Source organism: Leptospira yasudae (assembly GCF_003545925.1).
Lineage (GTDB): Bacteria > Spirochaetota > Leptospiria > Leptospirales > Leptospiraceae > Leptospira > Leptospira yasudae.
On record NZ_QHCU01000002.1, the window covers coordinates 591,232 to 612,272 of the forward strand.

A 21,041-nucleotide genomic window follows, 5' to 3' on the forward strand; every position below is an offset into this window, starting at 1 on the left:
CGCGTAACGGATTACGCTCTCTTCTTGAGTTTGTTTTCCATCTGGGATTTTTTTCTGTAGATATGAACGAGTTTTTCGAGTTCGACCAAGTCGGTGCAACTGAGCTTTCCCTGATCGAGTTTGATCCATTTGTTTTTGGTCAAAAGATCGAGAACGAGATTCTCATCCTTAGGATACGAAAGACCTACCATTTTGATTAAGTCCTTCGTGCCGATTTCGAAGTTATACGAAACTTTCGGAGCGATCTTGATTCGGTTCTTTTCGACGAGGGTCAAAAGAGTATCCGCGATTCTTCCTTGAGGATCGTTGATCATCAAGTTCGCGAGCTGCTTATATGCGGTCCAAATTCTTTCCGAAAGAAGGGTAATTAAACGGGTTGCGAGCTGAGGTTGAGCCTTAACCATTCCCTCGAAGTTCGCTTTGTTGATCGCTAGAAGTTGAACGTTTCCCCAAGCGATCGCGGAAGCGGATCTCGGTTTGTTGTCCAAAAGCGCCATCTCGCCGAAGATATCTCCGTTCTGAAGAACGGCGAGCAATACCTCGTTCTTATCCACGATCTTGGTGATCTTCACCTTACCGTTTTGAATGATATACAGTTCTCGGCCGGGTTCGTGCTCGCAAAAGATCATCTCGTTGTCCGCATACATACGGTTGAACTTGGTAAGATCGATCGCAGGAGCCTGCATCGGTTGGTTCATCGTTTGGAGTTTCAGTTTTGCCTGAGTCGCAAACGGACCGTTCGGAAGATATTGAAGATATTTCTGGAAAGCATACGCCGCGTGCGGGCTGTTCTTCTGGTTGAAGTAGTTTTCTCCGATATTGTAAAGTTCGTTCGGATCTTCTTCCACAGCGGAACGGAAGGTCAGACGAGTGATCGTCTGGTCGAACTGACGGAGTTTCATGGAGAAGTAGCGGATGATTTTCATCGCTACGGGAGTATTTCTTTGAATGAGGGTTCCGAATTGATCGTAACTCACCTCTATCACCGAAACGTCGGTGAGTGCCACTGCAGACTCGATCTGCGCGTGTTGGCTCATCGCCGCAACGACGCCGAAAAAGTCTCCCGGGCCTTGAACGGAATTCGGATCTTCACCGACAACGGGGTTTTCCCGACCGATTTTAACCTTCCCTTCTCGAATAATAAAGAAGCTAGGAGAATCCTTTTTGCCCTCTACAATAATGTAGGAGCCCTTCTGGAAATTAACGATTTGGAAGATCCCTGTGGACATGCTGTTGTGTTAGTATTTTTTTTGAAAATCAGAGTTCAACTGTTTTCATTATCGGAATTTGCGAATCAAATCTCGAAAAAAAGAGCTACTTTTCTCCGCATTCCGACATTTCCGTCTTAGAACCGCTTAAAATCTCCCATTCGGAGAGTTCCAGAGCTGCTTTTTCGGCGAGTTCTCGGGAAAAAGACTGGGTACAGATGGATTTAAAGACGTCTCTCGCTTTGTTTTCTTCCCCGATTTCAAGATAGAGTTTACCGGCTTCGAAAAACGCGTTCAAACCCTGGGAAGAAGTGGGTTCTTGAGAATATTGCTGTAGATTGATTTCCAGAACCTTTTCCGGACGACCGAGCCTCGAGTAATTGTTCTTTAAGACTTGATACGCCTTATTCTTAAACTTGCTCGAAGGATAAAGAATCAGAAAACTTTTGATTTCTTCAATCGACTTGTGGAACTTGCGGTCCTTATAGGCTTCTTCCGCGATTCGCAATAGGTTTTCAGCCTGGGTTTCTTGAAGGGGACTCGCCTCCGATAACAAAGAACCGGAAAGCGAAATCCATATTAAGAACAAAACAATCGGAAAGACGAAGAATCTTTTTGCCTGCAAGATAAACTCCGGAGGAAAGATCCCCCATTAAAGATTATCTGCAGGTTTTCCGAAAAGGTTGATTACTTTTTCTTGTCGATTGTCTTGCGATGGTGTTCGCAAAGTCTGTAGAGTTTGCCGGAGGAAGGGTTCTTTTTGGAGACTTTCGTTCCGCATACGATACAAAGGCCGTTGTTTCTTCTTCTTTGATATAAAAGTTGAACTCTTTCAGCGCCTGACAGATTATATTTACTAACCTGTATTCTGAATCCTTTATATAGATAATTTCCCACTGCCTCAAGGGATTGTGTTTTAACCCCTGATACCAGGGACTCAAGATCGTCGTTCGAGATTTTTTTCGGTTTCATACAGTTCTTTATGACGAATTCGCCTAATTAAAATTACAGAAAAAAGTTAACGTTGCATCATTTTTTATTTTGGCCCGGAAAAAAATGAAACATCTTTTTAACGCAAACGCAAATTAATAGCCAATCATTTGAAATAATTTTTTTCCTAAATGAAAGCGTGAAGAAACGGGGTCATCGCTTCATCGAGTGGGTCCGTATAACGGGTTAAAACGACCGACCGGTGGTCGGTTCATCAAATTATTTGAATTTAGAATCGAGTATTAGGATCGTTTGATTCTTCTAAACCGGTGAAAATCGGCTAAAAGCTTGCAAAAACGAATGGATCTCTTAAAATTAAGGAATCTCTTTTTGAAATAGAAAGTAAGGAGGTTTGTCTATGAAGAATGAACGTTTGTATTCCAACGAACCACGTCGGAAGGACATCTCAAAACAAAAACAAGTTCCTAAGAATCTAAATTTTGTATATAGGGTATTTTACCCTATGCTCGTTCTTTCGATCCTCTTCTCCGCTACAGATTGTAAAAAAAGCGCAAAGGACAAAGTCCAAAAGATATTATCCGATCATCAAATCCCCGTGGAAGAAAAAATCCGCCAGTCCTCCTTTCTATTGTTAGGGGATCGCTTGAAGGAAATCGAAATTTCTCCGGGAGTTTCGCCTGACGGAACCACTACGGACTCGGTGCGGGTGACTCTTGCCGTGGGAGGAAATTCCGCCCTTACGTTCCTGGGACAAAAAGAATATAAGGAAAGAATGAAATTGGAAGTCGCTTTGTTGTCCTTTCGGCTCTTGCAAACGTTGAAGGATCTTCCGATCGAAAGCTTTCGAGTGAGCATCGTAAAACCCTATTACGTGAAAAATTCTCCGAACGATTCCGTGGAGGAGTTCGAGGTGTTCCGCGCGAAAATGGAAAAGAATTCCATCGTACAGATTCGAGGATTTGATTCCGTGGATTCTTTTGCGGCCGATTCCTACGATTCTCCCGAGCCGGCGGTTTTGGACGTAATGGTTCAGATCGTTCAATCTTGGAAGGTCGAACTCGACGAATTGAATCGTGTGGAAGTGAATTGATCCTTCGGCACATACTCGGTATTCGAATTGAATCGAAATGAAATCGATCGAGAAGTTGCGGTTGATTTCAGTTCGGTTTAAATCGGTCGATTTCGTGCACGCCGAACGAAGGCACCTCGTTCGGATTTTCATTTCGGTTTATATTCGGGTCTTACAAGAGACGAATTCTTCGATTATAAATTTTAATTCGGAGAAAACTTCCGTTTATAAATCCCAATCTTAAAAAAAGATTCTTCCGTAAACCCCGTAGTTTCGGCGTTCGTGAGTGTTTGAGTGAAGGTCTATTTCCGAAATACCGACCGTGTTTCAATATCCCGAATCGGAATATTTTATATATTTTGAATATTCGTAAAATATGTTGTACAAATTAAAAAATTCGGGACTTCCGACAACCGACTCCGTTTTTTGTTCGCATTATTTTTACGTTTACGGCCTATGAATCCGAATTTGAAAAAGGAGGTTTTGCATGCTTTTTGAAAAAGAAAATTCGGAAGCTCAGGATTTTAAAAACATACTGACCAATGAGGAAGTGCGGAAGCTGATCGATGCCGCCCGGAACAATCCGGATCATTACGTCTGGATTCGATTTTTGTTTTTGTTCGGTTTAAAACCGGAGGAACTCGTTTCGATCCGTTGTTCGGACGTGAATTTGGAAACGAGAATATTACGAATTCGTGGATTCGATTCCGGGAAGGATCGGTTTTTGGACGTTCCTTTTTGTTTGTTCAAAGACTTTTATGCGATGACAAAGGGTAAAAAACCGGAAGAATTCTTATTCAGCGGTAGAAACGGCAAGTTGCATCGCAAGACGATTCAGAAACTTCTTCAAAAATTAAAACGAAAAACGGGAATCGAAGTCAACATTCCTAAAATCAGAAGAACAATCGCCGTAAGAATGGAAGCATCGGGGGTATCAATCCGATTTATCACAAACTTTCTGGGATTTAAAACAAGACGCGCGACCTATAAGTTGATCGGGAAAAATCCGAAGTCCGAACCTGTAAAAATATTTCCATTGGATGAAATTCTAGAGATTGGAGCTTAAAAATGAGTTGTAAACGCGTTCCGAAACCTTAATTTAGTCCTAATTCTCCAAAAGGAAGCCATCTTTGGAAATCAAAACGAAAAAGATCGGTAAGCACACTCTGGTTGCGCTCAACGGTAGACTGGATATCGGACATTCCGACGAAGTCGAAGCGAAACTACTGGACGATGTTCAATCCGGACAGGGTGATATCTTAATCAACCTGGAAAACATTTCTTACATTTCATCCTCCGGGATTCGTATCTTCGTAGGTATGGTCCGGGAATTGGAAAAGCAGGGAAGAAAGTTGAAACTTTGCTGTATCACTCCTCCCGTAAAAAAAGTATTCGATGTGGTCGAACTCTTAGATCTGTTTGAAGTGTACGAAACAGAAAGTTCCGCTCTCGATTCGTTAACCTAAAATCCGGGATCTTCCCGGATTTCCACTCGGGTCTATGTCCCGGAACTCACTCGCCTCCATCTCCACAAAAGCAACCCCTTGGGTTCTTTTGGTCCTTTTCCTTGCTCTTCTTATCTGGATTCCCTCCAACGATCGACTTGAGTTTCCTCCGGTTTGGCCGGACGAGGTGCTTTTCTTTTCCCCTTCTCAGGACTTTGCCGCATTCGGAACGTTACGAACGCAAGTGCTGGAAGGTTTGATTCCCGGGATGGAAGAAATCACGCTATGGATGCCTCCGCTCTATTTTTTAACCGGCGGAATTTGGATGAAATTCGTTTTACCGGGAATCGTAGGGCTTCGGCTTTTTACTCTTGTCACCGCTGCGGTTTCGATTCTGATCCTTTACGGAATTTTAAAGCGAACCGGATTTTCCGCGTTATCCGCTTTATTCTCCTGTTTGCTGCTCGGAACCGATCTATTGTTTTTACGCGTAGGTACGATGGCGAGAATGGAGATGCTTTGTCTTCTCTTCGCATTAACAAGTTTGTTCTTTTTGATTCGCACGGCGCTCGACGAAGAACCCGAAGTCATACATTGGGCGGAAGCGTTGTTGTCCGGAATATTTTTGGGTCTTTCCTTTCTTTCGCATCCTTTCGGCTCCGTCTTCGGAATTCCGGCCTTGTATCTTCTCTGGAAAAGGAAGTCCTTATTGGCTCCTTTGTTTTGGATAGGCGGATTGATTCCCCTTGCGGTTTGGATCGTTTGGTTGTTTCCACATTGGAATCTATTTCTGTTTCAATTCGGACTTCAGTTCGGAAGAAAGAAGGAACTCTTTTCCGTATTTTCGATTTTAACGAAGATCAAAATTCTGATCGGCGGTTATGAAAATCCGGGAGTCAGGATTCTATTTTATATTTTTCTCTTGGCCGGAATCGGAATCAATCGCAGACTTTTAAAGGAAAAGAAGGAACGTTTTCTTTTTCTCGCGGTTTGGATTTTGGGAACGCTCGTCTTTCTCTTTTTATCCACCGAATTCTATTACGTGATGTATTTGACGATTCCGCTTTCCGCGTTAGGCGGAATTCTACTCGAAGAATCGGATCGCAAACGCGTGATCTACGTGGGTTCCGGGCTTTTGTTCTGCAACCTGATCGTTTTGTTTTTGGCATATCGAAAAGTCGGCTTCGTAAATCCCGAGTTCGATCTTGGAAAGAAATTTTCCGAGGAAATCGGAGCGGAACTCAAGTATTCGAAAAAAGTTTATTTGCAGGCGATTCCGGACCCGTATTTTTATCTGCGCGAAAAATATCCGAACCAGCAGATTCTGGAATTCATACCGGGAGAACTTCCGGTTCCATCGGAACTGTTTTCCGGAACCCTCGATTCGATCGATACGTTCGTATTCAGCGAAGGAACGAAACGAAACGAAACGGTGGAGAATTATCTGAAAGAGAACGCTTCTTCCTTTTACAAAAGAAACGTGTCCGTTTCGCCTTCGACGACGAGAAAACTCGTGCGCGCTCAGGCGGAAATTTATCTTCGGAAGAAGAAATGAAATCTTCCGGGTTTCGAAACATTCTTCCGATTTCGAATATTCTATTTTTCTTATTTTGTGCGTGTGTCGGAAAGGAACAGGATCAACAAGGACTTTCTTCCCTTTTGCCGTTGGCAGGTCCGCTCTTGAAAGTGGGGATCATCGGAGATTCTCTTTCCCAAAGATCGGACGGGTTCGGTTTAAGGGAGAAATTGGGTACCAGGTTTACGGTCACGGATTACGCCGTTTCCGGCCGAGACGTTCCCGGATGGATTCAATCCATCGGAACGGCCTTAACGGAGACGCAAGACATTCTGATCGTGGAACTTGGAACGAACGACGTTTCGGGTTATCCCACGGATCAATTTTCGGGAAACTACGAAACTCTTTTGAATCGGATTCACGCACAGAGCAACGCCGCGGTTTTAGTGACGGTTCTTCCGCCGACGATTTCACCCGGATATAGAACGAATATTCTTCAGATCAATTCCTACCTAAAAAGTCTGAGTCCGCGATACGCGATCGCGGATATGGAAACCGTTTTTTTGGAAACGGAAAAGACGATTCCCTTGTATCCGCAGATCGACCCGATTCATCCGAATCCGGCGGGTTATGATCTGATGGGAACCGTCTATGCGGACGCGATCCGAAAAATCTACGTCCGCTGACGGTCCTGAATTTTCCGCTATCAATATTATATTCGTTAATCTGAATATTCGCAATTCAGAATAGACGGATTAAAGACCTGCGCGATATACAGTCTTCCCTCGAACGGAATCGCGGTGCTTCCCGCGGAAATCAGGGATCCGTCCGTTGCGAACACTTCCTCAAAACTTCCGTCCGGGGAAATCCGAAACACCTGGGTCGGAGCGAGGTAGTCCGGGTTCTTCGCGTGTCTCAGAAATTTGTATGTGGAACCGTGACCGACAACGAAGATTCTCCCTTTCGAATCCAACTCAAGATTGTCCGAACCGGAATTGATCCGAATTTGACGCGCTTCTCCGAGAACCGGTTTTCCTTGTTCTCTGCGGATCGGAAATTGAAACACGCTCTGATCCATGTATCCCGATCTGTATAAGAATTCGTTTCCTTTCGCATCGGGAGCATACAGAATTCCGTTTCCGTAAGAAAGCGGATTTCCGAGGTTCGACCAGGTTTTGCCGTCATAGTAGGCAATTTCACCGCGTTTGAGTCCGAACAAATCGTCCCAAAGATAACGCAGAAATCCTCCCGATCCGTGGTCGTTGGAAAGATAGATTTCGTTTTCGGAAGCGACGGATAGATCGTTCGGGCTCGTGATCAACGGGTCGGAAAGAGTTCCGACATGAGACCAAACCGCGTTCTTGCGTTCGAAGATTTCGACCGTATGGATTTTGTATAAAGTAGGATGAGAGATCACGTAAAGTCGGTAAACGTCCTTTGTTTTCAGCAGACTCATTCCGTGAGGTCGGAACTCCGGCGGAAATTTCACGGGCAATTCCTTAGGCACGGAAGAATTCTTCAGATCGATCCAATAGATCTTACCGGTTTGATCGGAGATTCTTCGTTCGTGGCTGGAAATATAAAGAATCCGTTCTTCTTTATCCAAGGCCAGGTCTTCCGGGCCGGGAAGCCCTTCGATTCGCGTGCAGGCGGCCGCAGTAGGTCCGACGGCTTTGATATCCGCGCCGCAGTTTGTAAGGCTTATCGCCGAGGCGAGAAGCAAGAAGAGAATGGTTCCAAGAGAAATACCCGAGGAGTTCCTACAAGTTTCAGTTCGTTTTAGCAAATTAGGTCGTTTCATATCGTTTTACGGCCTCCGAACATCCCGGAAAGTCTCGGCTCGGGCAAGGAAAAAAAGCAAAAAAGTGATTGCTATTTTTATGCACTGCACAAAAATAGCAACAGAGATCCTCGAAAACAAATTGAGGGGTTGCTGTATGGAAAATAAGAAATTAAACGACATAATCAATGCAGGAATCGGGGCCGTTCAAACTTCTCGCGAGATTTTCGATAAACTCGTGGATGATCTGAACGAAGGCAAAGAAAAGATCGAAGAGAGATTCGATCAGTTGAAGGCTCAGGGCGAAAAGGACATGAGCGACAACGCGTTGAAATTAAAAGTCAATTTAGCTTGGGGTTTGGTCCGTTTCGAAGAGATTCGGGACAATATTCTCAATCATTTTATCAAGAAATAAGGTCTTTGCTAAAGCGAAGTTCCCTGTTTCTTGCTCTCTGGGTTTTAATTTCCGCCGGAGAGATCGATTCTAAGGAAATTACACTATTCTCACACTTCACTGACTCCTCTCCTCGAATTGCCGGGGAGGGGAATCTTCTCAAACAAAAATTCACTCCGGCTTCCACGTTTAAGTATTGGATCACTCTTTTCTTATTGGAAAGAAATTTAATCGGACCCGCGTTTAAAAGAACGAGCGACGAAGCGCATATCCCGAACGTTCCTCGCGATCTGACTCTGCGGGAAGCGATGTATTATTCCTCCAATTCTTTCTTTCTCGCTTTTTTCGAGGAAAATCCTCAGCTCTACGAAGAACTCGAAGATTTCTTGTTTAGGATCGGTTACGTCCCGGAAACATTCAAAAAACATTATTTAGATAAAAAGAATATCTATTTTTCTGAAGCGATTCAAAAATCCCCCGAAGAACAACACGAATTTCTGCTCGAGTTTTTAAAAGACGAAGGAAGATCCAAAGGAGTTTCTCCTGAAACGTTTCGACGCTGGAAAGAAGCTGCGTTTTGGTCCGAATGCGATTTTCAAAATTCGATCGTTTACGGAAAGACCGGATCTCTCCGCGGATCGTTTTGGTTTTTGGGATTTTTGGAAAAGAAACAAAATCTTTGGCGGAGATGGATCGCAAACGCGCCGAAAGAATATTCCGTAATTACGGTTTTGCAAACGGGAGAAGGCGTTTCGAGAGAAACGGCGATCGATTCTTTTTATAGAACCGCGGGTTGTAAGAGATGAGATCGTTTCGGAAACTTTAAAAATGTTGTTCGATCGAAATCTTTAGAATCATTTGTATTAGGCGGGTCGCGACTTGAATTCGATTGGAGGTCGGTGCGATTTTTCAGAACGAAAGAAAAGACAAATCGAAATAAGAAACGACGAAGATCAGAATCTCGGAGTGACTGGATTCGAACCAGCGACCCCTTCCCCCCCAGAGAAGTGCGCTACCACTGCGCTACACCCCGATTCTTTACTATACAGTAATGATTTCCGAAAAGGTTCTTCTGTAAACTTAAAAAACGGAAGAGGTCAGCAGAGAAAATCGGGACAGATAAACCAGATGATCTGACCGTCTAAAAATTTTTCTCTAGGAACGTTGACTGCGAGAGCGGAGCCGGGAGAAAAAAGAAAACTCTTGCCCACGCCCGTGATTCCCAAAAGTTTTTCGGCAAAGATGGAAACGTCCGGACTATGTCCGACCAAAAGAATCGTATCCGAGTTCGAGTATTCGCGGATCATAGGACAAACGCGGGACATGTCGCTTCCCGCTTCCAAATAATCCAACGATTCGGTTTCCTGTTCGGGATGAAGAATGTCCGTATAAATTTTTGCGGTGTCCTTGGTTCTTTCGTAAGGACTGTGATAGATCTTCGTGATTTTGAAACCGGTCTTGAGAAAATTCGCCATCTTCCGTACGTCGGCTTGTCCCTTCTGTGTGAGAAGTCTTGAACGATCGGTTCCATCGGGAGAAGTCGTTTCCGCTTCCCCATGTCTAGCAATAATAATCTTCATGTTTCCCAGAGGATTGACAGGGAATGATTCCCGAAAATCATTGATCCTTCTCTAGTTGGAACCTTCGTTTGCAGAAAAGGTCCAACGTATTTATATTCTGAAAGCTTGTCCCGAAGATCGGATTCTTTTTATAAAGTTCCGCGTTACGACCCATCCCTTACGGAGGATAGGATTCGCCTTTGGGACGGTTTTAGAAAAGGCTCTGATTCCAAGGAAAAGCGCATGTCCGAATTTGCAATTGAAATCGATTCGATTCGAAAAAAATACAAGGAACAAAATGCTCTCAGAGGCGTATCCTTTCGAGTTCCCCAAGGTTCCGTCTTTGGGCTCTTAGGTCCGAACGGCGCCGGAAAGACGAGCTTGGTTCGAATCCTCATGGGATTCTCCAAACAAACCGAAGGAAGCTTTCGTTTATTTGGACTTCCGTTTTCACCTCTTTTGCGGAAAAGAATCGGTTACCTTCCTGAAAAAGTATCCATCCCCGGTTTTTTAACGGGAGAAGAATTCTTAACCTTCTCCGCAAAGTTAGCCGGAATTAAAAACGCTTCGATCCGGGAAAAGTCTAAGTCTCTTTTGGAAAAGACGGGAATCGCGGACGCCGCCGATAAAAAAGTTTCCGGTTATTCCAAAGGAATGCTGCAGCGTCTCGGACTTGCGTCTGCTTTGATCGGCGATCCCGAACTTTTGATCTTGGACGAACCGGGTTCCGGTTTGGACCCGAAGGGTTATATCGATTTCCGCGAAACTCTCGTCGAAGAAAACAAAAACAAGGGCACAACCGTATTATTAAATTCTCATAGACTTTTGGAAGTGGAGAAGGTCTGTCACGAAATCGGAATTCTCAACTTGGGAGCTCTCGCCGCTCTTGGACCTCTCGAATCCTTGAAGGAAGGGAAAAATCGGATTCTTCTGAAAGTGGAATCCGTAACTCCCGAATTGGATTCGTACATCCGTAAAATCTCCTCCGAACAAAAAGTTACGGAGAATCAGATCGAGTTTCTTCCGCAGAACGGAATCGATCTGAAACGAATCCCCGCGGAACTTGTGGACTTAGGAGCGAACATCTTGAAATACGAAAGAACCGTCGAATCTCTCGAAGAGGTTTTCTTAAGAGTCACCGGAGGAAACGATGAATAATCTCCTCTCCCAATTTCAGGATCAGTTTCCGAAAATCTTTTCGATCGCGTTTCTGACTCTGCGCGAAACTCTCCGCAAACGGATCGTATATTTCATTTTTATAATATCTGCTTTGTTTCTGTTTTTGAATTTCACGTGTCAGATTCAGATCGGCGGACAGGATCAATCCGGAAATCCGGATTTTCAGATCTACATCGTCTTCTTGTTTTTCGCGTTTTGGAACACGGTTCTGGCCTTGTTTCTTCCGATTTCCCTTTTGGGTGAAGAGTTGGAAAACAAAACTTATATTCCGATTCTTTCCAGACCGGTTTCTCCTTTGACATACGTCTGCGGAAAATCCTTGGGAGTTCTCGCTCTCATTTTCGCGAACGGTGTTTTTTTGATCGGAACGTATCTCGTAAAACAGGAGTTCGGCGGAGGGGCGCTTTCCTGGGATCTTTTAAAGGCCTGTCTTACGATGTTTTTCGTTTTTTACTTTCTGATTCTTTTCGGATTCGTGGGAGTTCTCGCTTTCGGTAAGAACGCGGCGTTTTTCGGAGGTCTTGCGCTTTTGGTTTTTACGACCTTTCTGGATTTGTTCATCTACGAATCCGCGGCCGCGAGCATGGTGCAAACCTCGGATCTGAAAAAACAAATTCTCGAGATTTTCTATTGGATTCTCCCGCAGGAAGGAACGGTGTTCTTTTATTCGAGTTCTCTTCTTGCCAAGAGTCTTTCTCAGGTTCATTACTACGGAGAATATTCTCTGATTCAAATCGGCGTTTGGATTCTTCTGAGTTTCGTTTTAGCAAAAGTTATTCTGGACAGGAAAGAACTCTAAACGAAAAGTACCGGTTGACAAAACTTTAAAGAGTCATAATTCTACCTTGGGTCGGCTACGCCGGCTCGGGTTGGTATTGGAAATCGGTACATGAAGATTCAATGGTTTCACTATGAAAAGGAGGGTTACTTTCTCTCCGTCAAAAACCTGAACGAACCGATCGAATCGCTCAATCCTCTTTATCTTAGAATCACCCACCTCAACCGAAACATCGACAAGATCATCAGCTTTCTGCTGGATCGTTATCTTCAGTATCTCGATATCACTCCGCTTCGGGAATGTATATTTTCCATTTTGAGAGAAACGATCATGAACGCGGTCAAAGCGAACCAGAAGCGGGTCGTTTTTAAGGAAGCCGGTTTGGATATCAACGATCCGAGCCAATACGCGACCGGAATGGAGAAGTTCAAAGAGGAACTGATTTCCAAAAAGGATCTTTATACGGACCTTCTCGAACAGAACGGATTACACGTTCTCATCACGTTCGGCTTCAATCAGAATAGTTTTCTTCTAAAGGTCACGAACAACGTGAGCATTCTCCCGGAAGAGGATCAAAGGGTTCGGGAAAGAATTTCGAAAGCGCACACATACAACGATCTTTCCGAAATTTTCGAAAATCACGGGGACGAATCCGAAGGCGCCGGGCTCGGACTTGCGATGTCGCTTTTGATGTTGAAGAACGAAGGGATCGAAGGCGATTCGTATCGGATCAAATCGGAGGAAGGAGTTACGTCCGCGTATATCAAAATTCCTTTCGGTTTTAAAAAGAGAAACATCAACCTTCAGAAGACGGGAGAAATCCTTTCCGAGGTGGATACGCTTCCCACCTTTCCGGACAACGTAAATCAGATCATGAGTCTGATCAACAAACCCGATTCTTCCATTCAAAACATCACCGAGCTGGTGGGCCGGGACGTATCATTATCTACGAATATTCTAAAATTAGCGAATTCGGCCTCGTTTTCTCAGAGAACCCGTGTGGAAAGTTTGGAAGACGCGATCAAGGTGATCGGTTTGTCCGAGTTGAACAGCATTCTTTTGAGTCTCGGAACCAAAAAGATTCTCGAGGAACGATACAAAGAGTTCGAAGCGATTTGGGAACGTTCCAGTTTGTCCGCGTTCATCTGCAGACGTCTTGGGGAAAGAATGGGCTGGAAAAAACAGACGATCACCGTGCTGGTCTGTGCTGCGCTTTTGCACGACGTGGGCCGGGTGATTCTTCTTTCTTTGGAACCCGAGATTTCGGGGAAGATCTCCGAGATATTAGGGAATCGATCCTTTCCTTCTCCGTTGACCTTGGAGGAAGCCGCATTAGGAATTTCGCATACGACTCTCGGGGGAATGATCTGCGAGAAATGGAATTTTTCGGATACGATCCGAGTCTCCGCGGAAATGCATCACAGGCCGCTTTTGGTCAAAAAGGAATTTCAGGACGCGGTGTTTTCGATTTATCTTTCCGATATGATCATCGACATATCGCAGGGACTCGCCGACTTTTCCCTGATTCAAACAGTCGTGCTTCAGCATTTCGGTTTTAAAAAGGAACCCGAGTTCGCCGAGTTCATGGAAAAAATCCTTCAGGAATACAAGGATTTCAATAAGAAGTCCTGAAACCGTGCGGTTTCCGATGACTTACGTTACATTCAAAATTTTTAATATGTAGGCCGAAAGAAATTCGGCCGCCTTATGAAACTCCCGCGCCTGCAATTCTTCCGGACGTTTGTCGAGATCGATCTCCGCTTTTTCCAAAGCCTGAAAACATTCCGAACGAAACGATTCCTCCGAAAAAAGTTTCGACGTTTGCACTTCGTTCGGAAGGGAAGCGATCGGCGCGTCCCGAAAGGAAGAAGTTAGTTTTTTTCTTTTTCCCCAAAAGGCGGTTCTGCAAAGACATTCGAGCGCGGTAAAACCGAATTCATTCGGAAATACCGGAGCGGCTTTGAATTCTAAGATGGAAGAATCCACGTTCGGTCTCGGATAAAACGCTCCGGCTTTGATATCCTTTTTCAAACTCCAATTTCCGTAAGCGGAAAGATAAAATCGGATCGAAGAAGGTTCGTTGGAAATTCGTTTCGCGAATTCTTTTTGAACCAAGAACGCCGCGCCTTTGAGTCCTTTCAGATTTTTTACGGCGCTTAACGTAAGTTCCGAAGAGATGTAGTAGGGAAGATTTCCGAAAAGATAAACCGACTCTCGGGAATATTCGGGAAGAAAATCGAGCGCGTCTCCTTCTCTCAGTTCGAACTCGGGAAGATATTCCCGAAGCCAGTTCGCATATACGGGATCGATTTCAAAGAGCGTCACCGGTCTTTGAAATTCCAAAAGCCCGTGCGAGATTGCGCCGAGTCCCGGGCCGATTTCCAAGATTCGATCGATGCGCGTAACAAGGTCGGAACTCAGACAGGAAAGGATGGTTTGGATCGCGTTGGGATCGATTAAAAAGTTCTGTCCCCATTTTTTCAAGGGCGCGGAGGATCTTGACTCCAGAAATTTCCGGATCTCAGTAACCTTCCGAAATGGGTATTCTCTGGAGCTCATCTTTTTCCAGAAACACCCAACTCTCCGAAAGCCCAAGCAGTTTTCGGTTTTGATTCCAGACTTCCGCCTTGTCTTTGCCGCCGAAAGGAGTTTCCAAAAGAATCCAGCCTCGGCCCGTTTTCGTTTTTTGGGAAAGCGAAAACAGCGAATCCTTCTTCGTATGAAAGAATACGATTTTGGATCCGTTCCAAAGCGAAATCTCCCGAATCGGCGGCGACCTTTGAAGGGGAAAACGACCCGCTGCGGTCCACAGTTCCGGGTTTTGTCCCGCGTAGAGGATCGACGTTTGAGAACGGTTCTTCAAACAAGAGAAAGCCCAAATCAAACAGGATTCGTCCTCCACAAAAACGCGGTTCAAGGGAGAATCCGTTTGCGATTCGCAAAATTTTTTTTTGGATTTTTGAAACGCCTTGGAAATCGTCTTGAATCCGTATTTGCACTTTCCCGAAAAGATAAGGGAATCTCCGTTTCGTAAGATAAAGAAGAATCGATTGTAAATGAGTTTCGTTTCGTTCGGAAACAGATCGGGAGAACGATACAAAAGAACGTGAAGTCCGATCGTAAAAACGAGGAACGATCCGCAAAGAATCGAATCGATCGTTTTCACGGAAAAGGTTCTCTTTTTTGAAAACGATTCTTTTGAAAGTCGGGATCGGAAAGAAAATTCTGAATTTTGAATGTTCTTATTTGCATCCGTTTTCAAGCGGAGTTTTTCCAAAAGCCATGCGAAAGCGAACACTTCGATGCAGAGTAAAACCCAGCCCGAAATTCCGATCGCCGCCGCGTCTCCCATTTCCCTGTAAAAACCCAGAGGTTCGGAAAGACGCTCCGAAAGATAAGCAAGAATAAAGATTAAGAATTCCGTAATGGACCAAAGCAGTTCGTTTAACAACGGAACGCCGGATTCCTGAACGCAGATGGAAAGATACAGAATCGGAAGAAGAATTCCCGCCAAAGGAACCACGAGCAGATTGAGTAGGATGGAACCGAAACTAAAAGAACCGAACGCAGACAATAAAACCGGCATGGTTCCGAGTCCGGCGGAAAAAGAGATCGATAGATTCTCCTTAAAAAAGAAGGAAAACCGATTCTCATCCGAAAGAAAGCGGAACAAGATCCGGATCGGATTCGAAAAAAGGAATATACCCGTTACGGCTCCGAACGAAAGAGAAAAGGAAACCGAATGAAATCGCAGCGGATCCGCGATCCATACGATCCAGGCCGAACCGAGAAGCAGATCGATCGGACGGAGTTTCCGGTAGAACAATCCTTGCAGGAGAAGCATTCCCGCAAAGATCCAAGCTCTTGCGAGGGAAACGGGATAACCGAGGGCGGAAAGATAAAGAAATCCGGTCAGCAACGGAAGGATTCTCGGCAAACGATGTCCAAGTATCGGAATTAAATTGAGAAGTCGAAATTGAACTCCCATCAGAATTCCAAGGTGCAAACCCGAGGCAGCGAACAAATGAAGAATTCCTCCTTCTTTCGCTTTCTCTTTGAAGTCTTTGGAAAGTTGTTTTGCTTCTCCGAAGAGTAAGCCCAACGCGATTCGATCGGCGTTCTTTTCCAAAGAGGCTTGTTTTAAATCGAATAGAACGCGTTCGCGAAATTCGTTCTGAAAGATCGCTTCCGGTTCGCCGAAGATCGTTCTTCGTTGCGGAGAAGATCCGGTTTGAGATCGATGCCGTTTTGTTTGGTTCGAGTATCGGTTCCGATTCTGACCGGGCGTTTTGGACGCCACCGAATTCGAACGTGATTCGGTGGTTACTGCGGGAGCGGGTCGTTCGAATTTCTCCGAATCGTTCCGAAACCGTTCGGGAAAAAACGTTAGGATAATTACATAAAATAAAATTCCAAAAATAGAATATTCGGAAATTCGAAATCTTGGTTTGAGAAACAATCTCGCCGAAAAGATCAAAAATAAGATTCCGACCGCAAGGAGGACGTGGTTCGGAAAAAGAAGGTTTGTTACGACCCCTAAGAGGGAGCCTAAGGAGAATTTGGAAAATCCGGAACAAGGAACCCAGTCTCGAAACAGTTTTTTCATACCCTAGACGGTTCTTGAAACCGTCGCTCAGGTCGTCGTTTCGGAAAAAATGGAAAGCTACGGGTTCTTAAAAACGATACATTCCGAGAGCGGAACGCACTTGATCCAAAACCGCGGTGATGGTCTTCTGCGCTTTTTCTTTCCCTTTTTTGAGAGCTTCTTCCGCGTAGGATTTGTCAGCCCCGATCTTTTCGCGTTCTTTTCGATACGGAGCGAAGTAATCCAGCGTATCCTGCAGAAGTTGCTTTTTTAAATCCCCGTATCCGGTTCCCGGAGTTAGAAACTTTTGTTTCAGGGCTTCTCTTCCTTGTGCGTCGAGAAAAAGGGAATGAATCGCGTAGATATGACTTTTGGAAGGATCTTTCGCTTCGTCGACTCCGGCGGAATCGGTCATAATCGACATTATGGATTTCTTAAGTTCTTTTTCGGAATCGAAGAAGTTGATCGTATTGCCGTACGACTTGGACATTTTTTGTCCGTCCGTTCCCGGTACGAGCGCGGTCGCTTCGTCGATTTCCGGTTCGGGAACTTTGAAAACGGGACCGACTTCGCGGTTGAAGCTCGAAGCGATGTCTCTCGCGTATTCAAGATGCTGTTTCTGATCCTTCCCGACGGGAACTCGATCGCTGTTAAAACCGAGAATGTCCGCGGCCATCAAAACGGGATAAAAGAAAAGACCGCCTCTCGGATGAAATCCTTTCGCGACCTTGTCTTTAAAAGAATGCGCGAGCTCCAATTGATTTACGCTGATCGAATGACTGAGATACCATGTGAGTTCGGTCACTTCGGGAACGGAAGATTGCAGCCAAAACGTGCAACGATCGGGATCGATTCCGAGCGCTAAAAAATCGCAGACGGCGTTGTATGTATTTTCCTTTTGTTTCTCTTTTGATGAGAAGGTGGTCAAAGAATGAAGATCCGCTACGAAACAAAATAAGTCCGTTGTTTCCTGATATTCTTTGAGTTTTCGAATGACGGAGAAAAAATTTCCTAAGTGAAGTTTGCCGGAGGGTTGGACTCCTGTAAGAATCCTCATGATTCCTCCATCCTTGTAGTTTCGTAAGCTTTACCAGCAAGCCTTTCGTATTCTTTCATCAATGAGCTGAGTTCCGCGTCTATTTTTTTGTGTAATGTCAGTTTGGTGATCGTGAATTTGTCCTTGTAGATCACGGCGTAGTTGTACAGAAGTTTTGCCATTTCCAAGAAGACGAAATCGAGCGTCTTTCCGTTCAATCGATTTCCCGAAACCACCGTCGAGTCGCAGTACGGAATGAATCTATGGAGAATTTTGATTTCTTCGATCACCTTTTCTTTGGAAACCAAAACCCGTTCGTTCAGCTTTCCGGAAGATTCGTATTGTTTAGCGAGGAGATGATTCTCCACGATGATGTTGATCTTTTCCGCGAACTTGCCCATAAACGCAGCGGCGTCTCCGAGAAGTTTTAAAAGATTCTGAGTGATCTGATCTTCGACTCCGGCGGTTGAAGTCGTATGTTCGTTGTAAGTCGCAAAGCTGTATTGAAAGCTCGGATACTTTTTGTTGAATGCGTCCAAAAGACGGAGCAGGTTGTTGATCTGTTCGATGTCGTTTTTGAAAAGACCGGGCAGCATGATGATGACGTCGCGGCTTTGATTCTTCGTTCCCACTTTAACGGTTCCTTCCAGAATCGGAGCATAGGAAGCCTGAAAGTCGCGCAACAAAAGATACATCAGTTTGTGGGGAGTTCCCTTAAAGGAAGACTTGATCGAAGCGGATTGCATGTTTTCCGGCACGTGGTTTTCGAAGTAGTCGTCCACGATCAAGTTCAGGAAGTCGAAGTTCATTCTTCCTTTATCGTCGATCCGGAAATATCTTTCTCTCAGATTCTGCAATTCTTCCTTGCGGTTGAGTCTTGTTTGAATGTCGTCCGCGAGACGGATCAGAGTCGTTTCCACTTCCTTGATGATATCCGAAGAACCTTGAAACTTCGTTTCGTTGATCGGAGGAACGTTGAGCTGCTGAACGATCTCTTCCCAAGTGATCATACGTTTGGTCGCTACGATGTGGAACGCGCGGATCGCATCGGACATTCTAGGTCTTCCGTTTTCGAGATTGAGTCCGTAGGAAAGTCCGGCCATGATCTGAGGCATTTTCGGAACCAGCTTCTCGTCCTTACGGATGAGTTCCGGAACCTGAGTCATGATGATGTCTTTCGAATCTTCGCGGCTCAGATGTCGTGCATAATAAAGTTCTAATTTAGTCGCGCGGTTCAAAAAGATTTCGGGAGAAATCTGATCGATGAACAAACTGTCCAACGAGATGATGCTGTTGAGAAGTTTATTAAAATTTAATACGACATTGTAGACGAGCGGCTTCCAATATCTCCAGCCTTGTTGTTCGCAGAAACGCAACGCTTGGATCGTTGCGATGATCTGATCTTCCTTCAGAAATTTGAAAAGGTTCTGAACGCCCGGAGCGATCTGAAGTTTTCTTCCTAAAAATCCTACGTCGATCGTTCCGGATTCTTTCGCAAACTTGTTGATGGCGGGATTTGCGCCGAACAAGTTCGCTAAAAAGCCGATGCTCGCTCCGCCGGAGGAAGAAGATTCGGTTCTGCGTGCGGGTTTGGATGCGGTTTTCGCGGAAGCAGCGGAACGATCGGAACCGCCCCTTTTGGATCGGTCTTCGTCGTCCGGCTTTTTTGGTTCGTCTTGTTTTTTCTTCTCGAACTCTTCGTCGACCTTCTTCATCAAATCGATACGAATGAAGATATCGTTCGACTTCTGAATGACTTCGTCGATTTGCTCCTGATGTTCGGGGCTTCTCTGTTTTCTATAGAGATCCGCAAAGATCTTGTGAGCGTCGGTCCTTGAGTTGAGAGACAAGAGAGATTATTCCTTTTCGTTTAACGGATTTTCGACGATTTGCGCGCTGGATGGAGCGCTGAAGTTAAACAAAGAAGCGGAAAGACCTACGTTCGTTTGAACGCCTGAAAAGCTGATCGAAGTGTATTCTCCGGATCCTCTGTGTTTCATTCTCAATGATTTCGGTGTGTTATCGGGGTTCATGGTTACTACGATTTCTTCGTACGATTTCGTAGGAGATTTCAAACGGATCGATCCGCCGACTTGAGAGACTTCTTCGTAACCGCTTAACAATCCGAAAACTCCGCCGGATGTTCCGCGAAGATCCTGTTTGCCTACGATCGCTCTTGCTGGAGAATAAAACCAAAGAAATCTTCCGTTGGAAGATACAACTCTGCCGTCTGAGAATTTGACGTGTAAATAGTTCGGTTTCTTATAGGAAAGTGTTCCGGAAATTTCGTTATTGATCGTTACGCTCGCTCTAAGGGAGGAAATTTCCCCCATTCTTCCTAAGAGTGCGTTGAGTCTGTCGCGTCCAGGGTCCCCTGAAACAGAAATGCCGCAGACTAAGATCAGTCCCGCGGCACCCGGGAGGATTCTCCTGATTTTCAAAAATGCCATAGTTTCAAACTATGGGCGAAGGTTGATTATCCAAGTACTTTTTTTGAATAAAAACTCATGCTCAACTCCCTAAATGCCGCCCCATAGGAAGGCATTTATGAGTTTCGGATTCGTTTCGCAGGTTGATTATCCAAGTACTTTTTTGAACTCAGCAGTCACCGCAGGAACTACCTCGAAGAGGTCGCCTACGATACCGTAAGTCGCAACTTTGAAGATCGGAGCGTCTCCGTCTTTGTTGATTGCAACGATATACTTGGAAGATCCCATCCCAGCTAAGTGCTGAATCGCGCCGGAAATACCGCAAGCGATGTAGCAGTTTGGAGAAACTGTTTTTCCGGTTTGTCCGACTTGGTGAGAGTGAGAAATCCAGCCAGCATCCACAGCCGCACGAGAAGCTCCGAGAGCCGCTCCGAGAGTGTCTGCAAGTTCTTGAAGAATCGGCCAGTTCTCTGGTCCTTTGATCCCGCGTCCGCCGGAAACGATGATGGAAGCTTCGGTCAACTGAACCTTAGAACCGCCGCTCAGATCGGTAGAAACGATTTTTACTTTTGCGTCGCCCGCAGAAGGAGAAGCCGCTTCCACAGCGCCCGCTCCGGCTTTTTGAGTGATTTCTTGAGAGTTCGGACGAACGGTGAAAACTTGGATCGCGCTCGTAACTTTGAAGTTTGCGTACGCTTTTCCGGAGTAGATCGGCTTTTTCGCTACGACCTTTCCTCCGTCAACGGAGAATCCCACAACGTCCGCGATGATTCCCGCTCCGACCTTTACGGCTACGCGAGGAGAATAATCTTTTCCTTGAGAAGTATGTGGAAGAAGAACTACCGCAGGGTTTTGCGCTTTTACGACTTCCGCAACAATCGTGGAATACGTTTCCGCGTTGTACTCTCCGGAGTTTACGGTGATGATCGTGTCCGCACCGACTGCAGCTAATTCAGGAGCGTGTTTTTCAACTCCGCTTCCGATGAGAAGAGCTACAACTTTTCCTCCGATAGAATCAGCGATTTTTCTACCTGCGGAAGTGATTTCTCTGGAGATCTTTTTGAGTTCTCCGTCTTTCAATTCGCCAACAATTAATACGTTGCTCACTGGTG

20 protein-coding genes, 1 tRNA gene and 1 pseudogene are annotated in these 21,041 nt (G+C 45.1%); 10 read left to right on the top strand and 12 right to left on the bottom strand.

The features are described from left to right. Positions 1-11 precede the first annotated feature (11 nt). From DLM76_RS08025 to DLM76_RS08035, 3 genes and pseudogenes are all read right to left on the bottom strand, one after another. Complete coding sequence (locus DLM76_RS08025; protein ID WP_010572707.1) at positions 12-1,229, bottom strand: cyclic nucleotide-binding domain-containing protein; 1,218 nt, start codon at positions 1,227-1,229, stop codon at positions 12-14. Positions 1,230-1,277: 48 nt separating this feature from the next. Then, a pseudogene (locus DLM76_RS08030) lies at positions 1,278-1,854 on the bottom strand (tetratricopeptide repeat protein). A gap of 41 nt (positions 1,855-1,895) precedes the next feature. Next, a complete protein-coding gene (locus tag DLM76_RS08035) occupies positions 1,896-2,180 on the bottom strand; it encodes an LIC10235 family protein (protein ID WP_118954094.1) in 285 nt (94 codons plus the stop codon). 376 nt (positions 2,181-2,556) lie between these two features. On the opposite strand from DLM76_RS08035, the gene DLM76_RS08040 reads away from it, so the two are divergent. The 5 genes from DLM76_RS08040 (at position 2,557) to DLM76_RS08065 (ending at position 6,875) form a co-directional block, all read left to right on the top strand. Next, positions 2,557-3,249, top strand: coding sequence for a hypothetical protein (locus DLM76_RS08040; RefSeq protein ID WP_118964866.1), 693 nt, complete (start codon positions 2,557-2,559; stop codon positions 3,247-3,249). A gap of 466 nt (positions 3,250-3,715) precedes the next feature. After that, positions 3,716-4,294: a tyrosine-type recombinase/integrase gene (locus DLM76_RS08050; RefSeq protein ID WP_118964868.1), complete on the top strand. Its 579-nt coding sequence runs from the start codon at positions 3,716-3,718 to the stop codon at positions 4,292-4,294. A 64-nt stretch (positions 4,295-4,358) separates the two neighbouring features. Continuing rightward, positions 4,359-4,694: an STAS domain-containing protein gene (locus DLM76_RS08055; RefSeq protein WP_003005878.1), complete on the top strand. Its 336-nt coding sequence runs from the start codon at positions 4,359-4,361 to the stop codon at positions 4,692-4,694. Positions 4,695-4,728: 34 nt separating this feature from the next. After that, positions 4,729-6,228: an ArnT family glycosyltransferase gene (locus tag DLM76_RS08060; RefSeq protein WP_118964869.1), complete on the top strand. Its 1,500-nt coding sequence runs from the start codon at positions 4,729-4,731 to the stop codon at positions 6,226-6,228. Beyond that, positions 6,225-6,875 (top strand): SGNH/GDSL hydrolase family protein, encoded by a 651-nt coding sequence (locus DLM76_RS08065; protein ID WP_118964870.1) that lies wholly within the window; start codon positions 6,225-6,227, stop codon positions 6,873-6,875. Before DLM76_RS08060 ends, DLM76_RS08065 begins: the two co-directional genes overlap by 4 nt. 35 nt (positions 6,876-6,910) lie before the next feature. Here the strand turns inward: DLM76_RS08065 and DLM76_RS08070 are convergent, their stop codons facing one another. Next, positions 6,911-7,975, bottom strand: a complete 1,065-nt coding sequence (locus DLM76_RS08070; RefSeq protein WP_429946407.1) for an SMP-30/gluconolactonase/LRE family protein — start codon at positions 7,973-7,975, stop codon at positions 6,911-6,913. 151 nt (positions 7,976-8,126) lie between these two features. Here DLM76_RS08070 and DLM76_RS08075 point away from each other — a divergent pair, with 151 nt between their 5' ends. After that, on the top strand, positions 8,127-8,384 hold the full coding sequence (locus DLM76_RS08075; RefSeq protein ID WP_010572699.1) for an LIMLP_16025 family protein: 258 nt from the start codon (positions 8,127-8,129) through the stop codon (positions 8,382-8,384). A gap of 5 nt (positions 8,385-8,389) precedes the next feature. After that, positions 8,390-9,169, top strand: coding sequence for a penicillin-binding transpeptidase domain-containing protein (locus DLM76_RS08080; RefSeq protein WP_158586375.1), 780 nt, complete (start codon positions 8,390-8,392; stop codon positions 9,167-9,169). 155 nt (positions 9,170-9,324) lie between these two features. Here DLM76_RS08080 and DLM76_RS08085 read toward each other — a convergent pair. Next, positions 9,325-9,396: transfer RNA gene (locus DLM76_RS08085), tRNA-Pro, on the bottom strand. 64 nt (positions 9,397-9,460) lie between these two features. Further along, positions 9,461-9,943, bottom strand: a complete 483-nt coding sequence (sixA, locus tag DLM76_RS08090; RefSeq protein WP_118954086.1) for a phosphohistidine phosphatase SixA — start codon at positions 9,941-9,943, stop codon at positions 9,461-9,463. 222 nt (positions 9,944-10,165) lie between these two features. Here sixA and DLM76_RS08095 point away from each other — a divergent pair, with 222 nt between their 5' ends. The 3 genes from DLM76_RS08095 (at position 10,166) to DLM76_RS08105 (ending at position 13,511) form a co-directional block, all read left to right on the top strand. Next, a complete protein-coding gene (locus tag DLM76_RS08095; protein WP_118964962.1) occupies positions 10,166-11,080 on the top strand; it encodes an ABC transporter ATP-binding protein in 915 nt (304 codons plus the stop codon). Further along, positions 11,073-11,900, top strand: coding sequence for an ABC transporter permease (locus DLM76_RS08100; protein WP_118964873.1), 828 nt, complete (start codon positions 11,073-11,075; stop codon positions 11,898-11,900). The genes DLM76_RS08095 and DLM76_RS08100 overlap by 8 nt, the downstream gene beginning before the upstream one ends. Positions 11,901-11,990: 90 nt before the next feature. Next, positions 11,991-13,511 (top strand): HDOD domain-containing protein, encoded by a 1,521-nt coding sequence (locus DLM76_RS08105; RefSeq protein ID WP_118954083.1) that lies wholly within the window; start codon positions 11,991-11,993, stop codon positions 13,509-13,511. A 21-nt stretch (positions 13,512-13,532) separates the two neighbouring features. Here the strand turns inward: DLM76_RS08105 and rsmA are convergent, their stop codons facing one another. The 6 genes from rsmA to DLM76_RS08135 form a co-directional block, all read right to left on the bottom strand. Then, complete coding sequence (rsmA, locus tag DLM76_RS08110) at positions 13,533-14,438, bottom strand: 16S rRNA (adenine(1518)-N(6)/adenine(1519)-N(6))-dimethyltransferase RsmA (RefSeq protein ID WP_118964874.1); 906 nt, start codon at positions 14,436-14,438, stop codon at positions 13,533-13,535. After that, positions 14,401-16,485 carry a ComEC/Rec2 family competence protein gene (locus tag DLM76_RS08115; RefSeq protein ID WP_118964875.1) on the bottom strand — a complete coding sequence of 695 codons (2,085 nt, stop codon included), beginning with the start codon at positions 16,483-16,485 and terminating at the stop codon, positions 14,401-14,403. The genes rsmA and DLM76_RS08115 overlap by 38 nt, the downstream gene beginning before the upstream one ends. Before the next feature lie 67 nt (positions 16,486-16,552). Further along, positions 16,553-17,521: a tryptophan--tRNA ligase gene (trpS, locus tag DLM76_RS08120; protein WP_118954080.1), complete on the bottom strand. Its 969-nt coding sequence runs from the start codon at positions 17,519-17,521 to the stop codon at positions 16,553-16,555. Continuing rightward, positions 17,518-19,350 (bottom strand): hypothetical protein, encoded by a 1,833-nt coding sequence (locus DLM76_RS08125; protein WP_118964876.1) that lies wholly within the window; start codon positions 19,348-19,350, stop codon positions 17,518-17,520. Before DLM76_RS08125 ends, trpS begins: the two co-directional genes overlap by 4 nt. 6 nt (positions 19,351-19,356) lie before the next feature. Next, positions 19,357-19,950, bottom strand: a complete 594-nt coding sequence (locus DLM76_RS08130; RefSeq protein WP_118954078.1) for a LolA family protein — start codon at positions 19,948-19,950, stop codon at positions 19,357-19,359. A 126-nt stretch (positions 19,951-20,076) separates the two neighbouring features. Continuing rightward, a complete protein-coding gene (locus DLM76_RS08135) occupies positions 20,077-21,036 on the bottom strand; it encodes an electron transfer flavoprotein subunit alpha/FixB family protein (RefSeq protein WP_118964877.1) in 960 nt (319 codons plus the stop codon). Positions 21,037-21,041: the final 5 nt, after the last annotated feature.

Excerpts from the sequence above, each read along its gene's own strand:
- DLM76_RS08025 (WP_010572707.1), bottom strand. The coding sequence starts at position 1,229 with ATGTCCACAGGGATCTTCCAAATCGTTAATTTCCAGAAGGGCTCCTAC.
- DLM76_RS08035 (WP_118954094.1), bottom strand. The coding sequence starts at position 2,180 with ATGAAACCGAAAAAAATCTCGAACGACGATCTTGAGTCCCTGGTATCA.
- DLM76_RS08040 (WP_118964866.1), top strand. The coding sequence starts at position 2,557 with ATGAAGAATGAACGTTTGTATTCCAACGAACCACGTCGGAAGGACATC.
- DLM76_RS08050 (WP_118964868.1), top strand. The coding sequence starts at position 3,716 with ATGCTTTTTGAAAAAGAAAATTCGGAAGCTCAGGATTTTAAAAACATA.
- DLM76_RS08060 (WP_118964869.1), top strand. The coding sequence starts at position 4,729 with ATGTCCCGGAACTCACTCGCCTCCATCTCCACAAAAGCAACCCCTTGG.
- DLM76_RS08065 (WP_118964870.1), top strand. The coding sequence starts at position 6,225 with ATGAAATCTTCCGGGTTTCGAAACATTCTTCCGATTTCGAATATTCTA.
- DLM76_RS08075 (WP_010572699.1), top strand. The coding sequence starts at position 8,127 with ATGGAAAATAAGAAATTAAACGACATAATCAATGCAGGAATCGGGGCC.
- sixA (WP_118954086.1), bottom strand. The coding sequence starts at position 9,943 with ATGAAGATTATTATTGCTAGACATGGGGAAGCGGAAACGACTTCTCCC.
- DLM76_RS08095 (WP_118964962.1), top strand. The coding sequence starts at position 10,166 with ATGTCCGAATTTGCAATTGAAATCGATTCGATTCGAAAAAAATACAAG.
- DLM76_RS08100 (WP_118964873.1), top strand. The coding sequence starts at position 11,073 with ATGAATAATCTCCTCTCCCAATTTCAGGATCAGTTTCCGAAAATCTTT.
- DLM76_RS08105 (WP_118954083.1), top strand. The coding sequence starts at position 11,991 with ATGAAGATTCAATGGTTTCACTATGAAAAGGAGGGTTACTTTCTCTCC.
- rsmA (WP_118964874.1), bottom strand. The coding sequence starts at position 14,438 with ATGAGCTCCAGAGAATACCCATTTCGGAAGGTTACTGAGATCCGGAAA.
- DLM76_RS08115 (WP_118964875.1), bottom strand. The coding sequence starts at position 16,485 with ATGAAAAAACTGTTTCGAGACTGGGTTCCTTGTTCCGGATTTTCCAAA.
- trpS (WP_118954080.1), bottom strand. The coding sequence starts at position 17,521 with ATGAGGATTCTTACAGGAGTCCAACCCTCCGGCAAACTTCACTTAGGA.
- DLM76_RS08130 (WP_118954078.1), bottom strand. The coding sequence starts at position 19,950 with ATGGCATTTTTGAAAATCAGGAGAATCCTCCCGGGTGCCGCGGGACTG.